Raw genomic sequence first — 577 nt, 5'->3', positions numbered from 1 at the left:
GTCCTGTAGATAAACGTGGTGGATCTCCGCAAGGTAAGGTTGGTATAAAAGAAAGTCAAGCAACTGTGCATACAAGTCGTTTGGGCAGTAGCAGTATTGTAATTGATGACGGCGATGACAAGTTTCTACGCAAAGGATCTCCTGAAGATACACCATATGAATATGTAAACAAAGAAGCAAGTGAATCAGGAGGTGATGTAACACGCCCAGCAAACGAAATGATTCGTTTCCGCACAAGAACTGGTGCGCAAATAATGATCAATACAAGTGAAGATTTGATCTATATTAATAATAGTAGAGGTACTGCATGGATAGAAATGTCAAGTAATGGTAAACTTGATGTTTATGCAAAAGACAGTATTAGTTTTCACACAGAAACAGACTTCAACTTTGTTGCAGATAGAGATATAAACTTTGAAGCAGGTAGAAATGTGAACATGATAGTTAACAATAATATCAACATGAGTTGTGCATTAGATTATCACTTGCTTGTTGGTGCAGACGGTTATATAAAAATTAAAAATAATTTAGATACCACTGTAACAACAGATCTTAAAACCACAGTTGGCGGAATTAT

1 protein-coding gene is annotated in these 577 nt (G+C 36.0%); it reads left to right on the top strand.

Translation table 11 applies throughout. The features are described from left to right. The coding region (locus tag AC1QQ2_RS14935; protein ID WP_479713738.1) for a hypothetical protein at positions 1-577 on the top strand (577 nt) is incomplete at both ends.

Source organism: Aestuarium sp., from assembly GCF_023253315.1.
GTDB lineage: Bacteria > Pseudomonadota > Alphaproteobacteria > Rhodobacterales > Rhodobacteraceae > Marivivens > Marivivens donghaensis.
Note: the sequence above shows the minus strand (reverse complement) of the source record. Positions and strands in the feature narration are given on the sequence as shown.